Annotated in this window: 7 protein-coding genes; 3 read left to right on the top strand and 4 right to left on the bottom strand. The window is 47.8% G+C overall.

Going from position 1 to position 7,817, the window contains the following annotated elements; genetic code table 11:
• Window positions 1–231: 231 nt before the first annotated feature.
• A complete protein-coding gene (locus PF479_RS04295; protein ID WP_298002544.1) occupies window positions 232–2,556 on the bottom strand; it encodes a family 65 glycosyl hydrolase domain-containing protein in 2,325 nt (774 codons plus the stop codon).
• A 3-nt stretch (window positions 2,557–2,559) separates the two neighbouring features.
• The gene (pgmB, locus tag PF479_RS04290) at window positions 2,560–3,231 is read right to left on the bottom strand and encodes a beta-phosphoglucomutase (RefSeq protein WP_298002541.1); all 672 of its coding nucleotides are present in this window, start codon (window positions 3,229–3,231) and stop codon (window positions 2,560–2,562) included.
• Window positions 3,232–3,287: 56 nt separating this feature from the next.
• Between pgmB and PF479_RS04285 the strand changes: the two genes are divergently transcribed.
• The gene (locus tag PF479_RS04285) at window positions 3,288–3,422 is read left to right on the top strand and encodes a hypothetical protein (RefSeq protein ID WP_298002538.1); all 135 of its coding nucleotides are present in this window, start codon (window positions 3,288–3,290) and stop codon (window positions 3,420–3,422) included.
• 4 nt (window positions 3,423–3,426) lie between these two features.
• On the opposite strand, the gene PF479_RS04280 is transcribed toward PF479_RS04285, so the two are convergent.
• Entirely contained in the window at window positions 3,427–3,768 is a 342-nt protein-coding gene (locus tag PF479_RS04280) for a TraR/DksA C4-type zinc finger protein (RefSeq protein WP_298002535.1), read from the bottom strand.
• A gap of 132 nt (window positions 3,769–3,900) precedes the next feature.
• Between PF479_RS04280 and PF479_RS04275 the strand changes: the two genes are divergently transcribed.
• On the top strand, window positions 3,901–5,523 hold the full coding sequence (locus tag PF479_RS04275; protein WP_298002532.1) for an alpha-glucosidase: 1,623 nt from the start codon (window positions 3,901–3,903) through the stop codon (window positions 5,521–5,523).
• A 103-nt stretch (window positions 5,524–5,626) separates the two neighbouring features.
• Here the strand turns inward: PF479_RS04275 and PF479_RS04270 are convergent, their stop codons facing one another.
• Window positions 5,627–6,487: a flagellin gene (locus PF479_RS04270; RefSeq protein WP_298002529.1), complete on the bottom strand. Its 861-nt coding sequence runs from the start codon at window positions 6,485–6,487 to the stop codon at window positions 5,627–5,629.
• A 286-nt stretch (window positions 6,488–6,773) separates the two neighbouring features.
• On the opposite strand from PF479_RS04270, the gene PF479_RS04265 reads away from it, so the two are divergent.
• On the top strand, window positions 6,774–7,817 hold a 1,044-nt coding region (locus PF479_RS04265), incomplete at its 3' end, for a site-specific DNA-methyltransferase (protein ID WP_298002526.1).

The following is a 7,817-nucleotide window of genomic DNA, read 5'->3' as shown; positions in this document are numbered from 1 at the left end:
AGCTTTTTTATGCTCAGCTGATACGGCGTTCCGGATTATATTCATTTCGAATTAAAGGGACCTGGTATCATCAGCCTGGAATTTAAAGTAATTTCATAAGCTTTCGGAATGGGGACTCTCTCTTGTTTCTGCAGGAATCTTGTGATAGAAGCATTTTTCCGGGCTTTGATTGGATTTGTACTGTAAAAGATGCCGGCATCACCAGAAATCCGGGTAACCTGGAACAGACTGCTAATGAAAACTCTTTTCACCGGCCATCAATTCAATCCTTTTAAAATCATCTTTTGTCCCCAGATTCACTTTCAGAGGAGAGCTGCCCTGGTTTTCAATTTCCACTCGGCCTTCTGATACAGCCACCCGCATCAGCACCCCATGATTCATCAGCTTGAAGCTGTACCCTTTCCACCCGGCAGGTAGGCCGGGGTTGAGAAAGAGTTCTTCCCTGCGGTGACGAAGGCCTCCGAATCCCATGACGATAGACATCCAGGTGCCCGCCATACTGGTGATATGGCAGCCGTCATCCGTATCGTTGTTGTAGTCATCCAGATCCAGCCGTGCTGCGCGGACGTACATTTCATAGGCTTTCTCAGAGTAACCCAGAGATTGGGCCAGGATGGTATGAACGCAGGGACTCAATGAGGACTCATGAACCGTCATGGGTTCATAGAAGTCGAAATTGCGTCTGTGTGTTTCCTTATCAAAGTCATCTTCAAAGAGGAACAGCCCCTGAAGCACATCGGCCTGTTTGATAAAACAGGAGCGGAGAATCCGGTCCCAGGACCATTTCTGATTCAGTGGTCTGTCTTCATCCCTCAGGGTCTTCACGGTCCGGACCTCTTTATCCAGAAAGCCGTCCTGCTGTAAGAAGACGCCCCGCTCTTTATCCTCAGGCAGATACATCTGATCTGCTATTGTAGTAAACAGAGTCAATTCTGCCGGGTAGAGCTTGTTCTTTTCCGCCAGTGCCTTGTATTCTGAGGGCTTTTCCTTTTCCAATGCTGCGGCGCATTGGGCTGTATAGCGAAGTGTCCAGGCGGCAATAGTGTTGGTGTACCAGTTGTTATGGACGTTGTTTTCATACTCATTCGGACCCGTCACCCCCAGGATGACATATTTTTGTTTTGCTTCCGACCAGTTGACCCGCTGCGCCCAGAAACGGGAGATCCCGGTGAGGACTTCCATGCCCCAGGGGAGGAGGTAGTCTTTGTCTCCTGTACAGTTGATGTAGTCGTAAATTGCATGGGCGATGGCGCCGTTCCTGTGAATCTCTTCAAAGGTGATTTCCCATTCATTATGACACTCTTCTCCGTTCATGGTGACCATGGGGTAGAGGGCTGCACCGCCGGTAAAACCCAGTTTCTCAGCATTTTCAATGGCCCTCTCCAGATGCTTATGGCGGTAGACCAGCAGCTGCCGGGCAATGGAGGAATCGGCTGTGCTCAAAAAGAAGGGCAGACAGTAGGCTTCGGTATCCCAGTAGGAGGCTCCGCCGTATTTCTCTCCTGTAAACCCTTTGGGTCCGATATTGAGGCGTTCGTCTTTTCCTGTATAGGTTTGTTTCAGCTGGAAAATATTGAAACGGATTCCCTGCTGAGCAGACACATCACCGTCGATGGTAATGTCACTCTGTTCCCATATCTGTGCCCATTGAGAACAGTGTTCCTCCCGGAGGGCTGCAAAGCCGGCTTTCCGGGCCTTGTTCAGTACTTCTTTGCCCCGGGGGAGCAGCTCCTGTACCGGATGATCCCGATCGGTCAGGCAGGAGGTCATTTTTTCGATGACGAGTGATTCCCCTTCCTGCAGCTCCAGGCTGAAATTCTGAGCGGCCCAGCCGTCTTTTTTCTGAGATTCCAGGGGGGGCACCCGGGAGTTCCTGCCCCGGGTATTCTGTTTTGTGACCATAGTCCCAACCCGGCTGGCCAGGGTGAATCCTGTCTTTTTTGTTTCAACAACAAGGGCCACGGAATCGCTGTCAATGGATTCTCCCTTGTGCTCCCAGAAGTATTCATGGTAGTTGGCATCCTCATTGTAGATATTGCCATCGATGAAGCTGGAGATCATGACGGTACCGCCGCCCTCAACCAGGCGCAGAGCATAGCGGAGGCATCCCACTTCCGGGCGGACCATGGAGACGAAACGGCTGCTGTCGATCTCTACCACTGTGGTTTGATTTATCTTGAGACGGACCATCCTGTTTAGAATGCCCGTCTTCATATCCAGCTCCCTGTGAAACTCTTCCACAATAGCCTGAGCCAGATCCAGTTCACACTCATCTATGCTGATCTTCAGACCGATCCAATTAGGTGCATTGAGAACCTTGGCGAAGTACTCGGGATATCCGTTTTTCCACCAGCCCACAATCGTCTTATCCGGGTAGTAGACTCCTGCCATGTAATTTCCCTGCAGGGTATCTCCCGAATAGGTTTCTTCGAAATTTCCCCTCTGTCCCATGTGGCCGTTACCAAGACTACAGAGGCTTTCCGAGATTCGATTGAATTCAGGATTAAATCCTTCTTCTATAATTTTCCAGGAATTCGGTAGGATATAATCTTTCATCTCTTATCCTCCGAGGGCTGATAATTTTTCGCTGATCCTGGACCAGGTGACTCCTATAAGATCGGGGTAGAGCAGATCGGCTTTCCCCAGCTGATCCCTATGTCCGATACCCACTGTTTTCATCCCGGCATTCCGGGCGGCTTCAATGCCGGCTTCCGCATCTTCAAAGACGAGACACTCTTCGGGGGGGAGGGACAGGTCCTCTGCGGCCAGCAAAAATACTTCCGGGTCCGGTTTCGCCCGGCTGGTTCTATTGCCGTCGACAACGGCATCCAGATAGTCAGCCAATCCGGTTTTCTCCAGAATCAGGGGGGCATTTTTACTGGCCGATCCCAGTGCTGTTTTTACACCTTTGTCTTTCAGCTCCAGCAGCAGATCCAGGGCTCCGGGAAGTATTCCCTCCGGGGTCATCTGGCTGATCATGTTCACATAGTTCTTATTCTTTTTTTCCATGGCCGACTTTTTCTCTTCATCAGAAAGGTTCACTTTTCCAATTGAAAGCAGAATTTCGAGGGATGCCAGGCGTGAAACACCCTTCAAGCGTTCATTGTCTTCCAGTGTAAATGTAAATCCAAGGGATTCTCCCAGCTGGCTCCAGGCTTGAAAATGATATTTAGCGGTATCAACAAGAACACCGTCCAAATCGAAAATTATTCCTTTGATGGTATGACTCATTTCTTTTCCTTCTGCCGAGAAATCGGTAGTGTCTATTCTATTGTAATGGAAAGCCTTTGCACAAGAAAGAGCTTCGATCTGGAGATCGCCATAAAAGCCTTGCCCGTCTGGAAGGGGCTGTCCCGGTCTCGGGTCACTGCATCGTCGAAACAAAATTGATTTTACGCGACAGCAGCAGATCTTTAGAATAGTTTCTCAACTCTTTTTCTCCATACAGGGTACGCATACCAGAGATTCGGGAACCGCCTCCAGCCTGCCGAAGGGCATTTCCTTCCGGCAGCGGACACAGACTCCATAACTCCCGTCTTCGATGCGGTCCAGGGCATTTTTAAGCCTTTCCAGGCGCTGCTTCACCTTGATATGCATGGCCTCATTCACACTTTTCTCTCCGATGGCTTCCATCCGGGTCAATCGCCCCAAGGCTACCGAAGGCTCTATGGGCTGAGTCGCCTCTTGAAGATAGGTATCACTCTCTTCAAGTTGACCCATGGTTTTAATAATCAATTCTTTCAAGGTTTTCAGTTCTGTTTCAGTCATGATGAAAGGGTATCATAAAAATCACTGTTAAATCAGTCATAATTATTTTCTACTCAATCTCCAGGGATTGCCAACCAGAGGGGTTATCCGCTATTTTATGGCTTGCCGAAAAAAAACATCAGGAGATAGAACATGTTCCATCACAAACCATTGCAGGAAATGGTGATTTACCAGATCTATACGCGCAGTTTCAATGATACCAATGGTGACGGTATAGGAGATCTGGCAGGCATCACCGAAAAGCTGGACTATCTGGAAGCCCTGGGTGTAGATATGCTCTGGATCAGTCCCTTCTGTTCCTCTCCCAATGACGACATGGGTTATGACATTTCCGACTATCAGAATATTATGACTGAGATGGGCAGCATGGAGGATCTGGATACCCTCCTGGAGGAAGCTCACAAGAGGAATATCGGGATCATGATGGACCTGGTTCTCAACCATAGTTCGGATGAACATTCCTGGTTTATTGAATCCAGAAGCAGTCTGGATAATCCTAAGAGGGACTGGTACATCTGGGCGGATGAACCCAACAACTGGGATTCCTATTTCTGCCCCGAAGCCTGGGAGTTTGATAAGAAAACCGGTCAGTATTATCTCCATATCTTCGGGGTGAAACAGCCCGATCTGAACTGGCGGAACGAAGAGCTCCGCAAGGAGATCCACCGCATGGTGGCCTGGTGGCTCGAGAAGGGGATCGATGGCCTCCGTCTGGACGCCATTCATCTTATTGGTAAACCCGAAGGGAATCCCGATTATATTCATGCCCCGGGTGAAAGCAGACAGTTCTGCCACTTCCGGAACCATGATCTGGTGCATCAGTACCTTCAGGAGATGCATAAAAAAGTGTTCAGTCTGTATGATCCTGTGACAGTAGGTGAAACCGGCGGTTCCACTCCCGAAAGCGCCAGGCTCTATGTGGATAAGAAACGTCATGAGTTTGATATGATCTTTCATCTGGGGTTTCTGGAAGAAGGGGATTTTGAGGATAATCCGGCTCAGAACTATAAGAAATTTTATCAACAGTGGTATCAGCAGCTCTCCCGGGAGGGTTGGGATGCTATTTTTCTGGGAAATCATGACCTGGCCAGGATGGTTTCGGTTGCAGGGGCTGCAGACCGGTTCTGGAAGGAATCGGCTACCTGTCTGGCGACCATGATCCTGACCCAGTGGGGTACGCCATTTCTTTATCAGGGGGACGAAATCGGAATGAAGAATGCCGGTTTTGCAAGACTGGATCAGTTCCGGGATCCTCATACCATTGCTAAATATCGCAGGGCTGAAGTGAGGGGTGAAGATACAGCCCTGGTGATGAAGGAGATCATCAAATGGGGCCGGGATAACAGCCGCACACCCATGCAGTGGGATAATTCTCCCTTCGGCGGATTCAGCAAAGAAGAACCCTGGATCATGATGGCTCAGAACTGGGAGCACATCAATGTGGCCCAACAGGAAAAAAATCCCGATTCCATACTCAGCTATTACAAAAAAGCCATCAGCCTCAGAAAGAGCCATCCCTGCCTGGCCTATGGTTCCATGGTTTTTGAAAAATCAGACCCTACTGTCTTTGTCTATAGAAGAGAATATAAGGGAGAATCAATTTTGGTTGTTTTGAATCTGAGTTCAGAGATAGCGGCTCATAGAGTGAAAAAATTCAAGGATGAACAGGTCCTTCTCTCCAATTACAGCCAGGTCAGACAGAATGTCTCGGGACTCTTCCTCAGACCCTGGGAAGTTATCATCCTGAATCTGTGAAACCGAAAAAAATTAAGGTCATTGGGAAATAGCCCCCTGAAAGAATAAAAAAATACCCCGGTAAGCCGGGGTATTTTTTTTCGTCCAGAGAAAGAATCTTAGATTACTGCAGCAGTTGAAGAACTGACTGAGTTCTCTGATTTGCCTGAGCCAGCATGGCGTTGCTTGCCTGAGACAGAATCTGATTCTTGGTGAAGTCAACAGTTTCTTTAGCCATATCCAGGTCCCGGATTCTTGACTCGGCAGCCTGAAGGTTTTCAGAACCGATATCAATTCCCTTGATCGCCATTTCCAGTCTGTTCTGGTAGGCACCCAGGTCCGCTCTCTGCTTGTTCACAGTCTTTAGAGCATTATCAAGGACTCCGATGTTTCTGTTAGACTGTTCAGGAGTTGAGATCGACATGATCTCACCATTCCCTATCTGACGTATTCCCAAGGCCTCTGCGGTCATTGTTCCTATGAAAACCTGTTCTTTCTGGTCCATATTCGCACCGATGTGAAAGGTCATTTCGCCTGTCACTGTGTTGTTGCCCGTATCGGCTGCAAATCGGCCGGTCAGCATATTCATACCGTTAAACTGTGCATGAGATGCAACACGGTCCAATTCATCAATCAGCTGAGAGACTTCAACCTGGATCTGCATTCTGTCTTCGGCTGTATAAATACCGTTGGAAGACTGAACGGCCAGTTCTCTGACTCTCTGAATAATATCAGTCGTCTCCTGTAGAAACCCTTCTGTTGTCTGGATAAAAGAAACACCGTCTGCCGCATTCCGGGAAGCCTGATTCAGGCCTCGGATCTGTGAGCGCATTTTCTCTGAAACAGCCAGTCCTGAAGCATCGTCTCCGGCTTTGTTGATCCTCATTCCAGATGATAGTTTTTCCATGTTACTGGCTGTGTTGCTGCCGGCAATACTCAGGTTTCTGTTTGCAGTCATGGCGGTAATGTTGTGATTGATAATCATAGTTCCTCCGTGGTTTAGTACATTTTCAGGCATCCTTGCCTGGGCAGATATTTCATCCGTCTTTATCTGTATCGGGGGTAGAATTCTTTAAACTAAAATAAAATTAAAGATATACTTTTAACCGCCGATATATCGGCCTTCCCAGTATGAAGTTAAGAGATTAATAAAAAAAATGAACTCATTATTGTTTTTATATTCCATAAGAATCATGAACCATGATCAGGTTCCCGAGCTTTTCTATCATAAGTCCTCGACAAAGTGATATGATCATTCTAAAATCATTTTCATGAGTCCAAGCTCCGATTTTTTCTCCAGAACTCCGATAGAATTAAAGAAACTCTCTGAAGGTCTTGAAATCCCCTATGATACGCTCAATAGTTACTTTCACGACAGGAAACTGCCCTCGGAAGAGCATTTAAAGAGGCTTTCCGGGTATTTTCAATATAACAGTGCCCAATTGAAGGTCCTCTGGGGAGTCGTGGACGGGGGGACCCTTGAATACCTCCAGAAGAATCTCTCTTTCATTCCCGAATTAAAATCAAAAAAACCGACAACTAAAAAACTCAATCCAACAATGCATACTCCGAATGGAATTCTCTACCGGAATGACTGCCTGGATGTCATGGCCGGCATGGAGGATAACAGCCTGGATCTGATTTTTGCAGATCCTCCCTTTAATCTGAATAAAAAATACCCTTCCCGGATGAACGATCTGATTAAAGAGGAAGAGTACATACGCTGGATGAACGGCTGGGTGGATGAAATGTGCCGGATTCTGAAGCCTGGAGGGGCCCTATTCCTGTGGAATCTGCCCCGATGGAACATCGAAATTTCAAAGAGATTGAACAAGTCTCTCTATTTTAAGAATTGGATCGCTGTGGATCTTAAATCCAGCCTCCCCATCAAGGGCCGCCTGTATCCCTCTCATTATTCACTGCTCTATTATACCAAGGGGAAGAAGGCCAACTTTTTTGCACCCGACCGCATCCCCATGCAGATCTGCCCCAAATGCTATGGAGACCTGAAGGACTATGGCGGGTATAAATCCAAGATGAACAAGAAGGGTGTGAATATTACGGATATCTGGACGGATATTCCTCCGGTTCGACATGCCAAATATAAGAGACGGAAAAACTCAAATGAATTGTCCATTAAACTCTTGGACCGGGTCATTGAGATGGCCTCACAACCGGGTGATCTAGTGTTTGATCCCTTCGGCGGTTCGGGTTCCACCTATATTGTGGCCGAGCTTAAAGACCGACGCTGGATCGGAACGGATATCGGGCCATCCGATGAAATCATCGAGCGCTTCAATATCATTGATACGGAG

It is taken from the genome of Oceanispirochaeta sp., assembly GCF_027859075.1.
Taxonomy (GTDB): domain Bacteria; phylum Spirochaetota; class Spirochaetia; order DSM-2461; family DSM-2461; genus Oceanispirochaeta.
Note: the sequence above shows the minus strand (reverse complement) of the source record. Positions and strands in the feature narration are given on the sequence as shown.

Bases quoted from the DNA above. Each gene is read 5' to 3' on its own strand.
- PF479_RS04280 (WP_298002535.1), bottom strand. From the start codon at position 3,768: ATGACTGAAACAGAACTGAAAACCTTGAAAGAATTGATTATTAAAACC.
- pgmB (WP_298002541.1), bottom strand. From the start codon at position 3,231: ATGAGTCATACCATCAAAGGAATAATTTTCGATTTGGACGGTGTTCTT.
- PF479_RS04270 (WP_298002529.1), bottom strand. From the start codon at position 6,487: ATGATTATCAATCACAACATTACCGCCATGACTGCAAACAGAAACCTG.
- PF479_RS04295 (WP_298002544.1), bottom strand. From the start codon at position 2,556: ATGAAAGATTATATCCTACCGAATTCCTGGAAAATTATAGAAGAAGGA.
- PF479_RS04275 (WP_298002532.1), top strand. From the start codon at position 3,901: ATGTTCCATCACAAACCATTGCAGGAAATGGTGATTTACCAGATCTAT.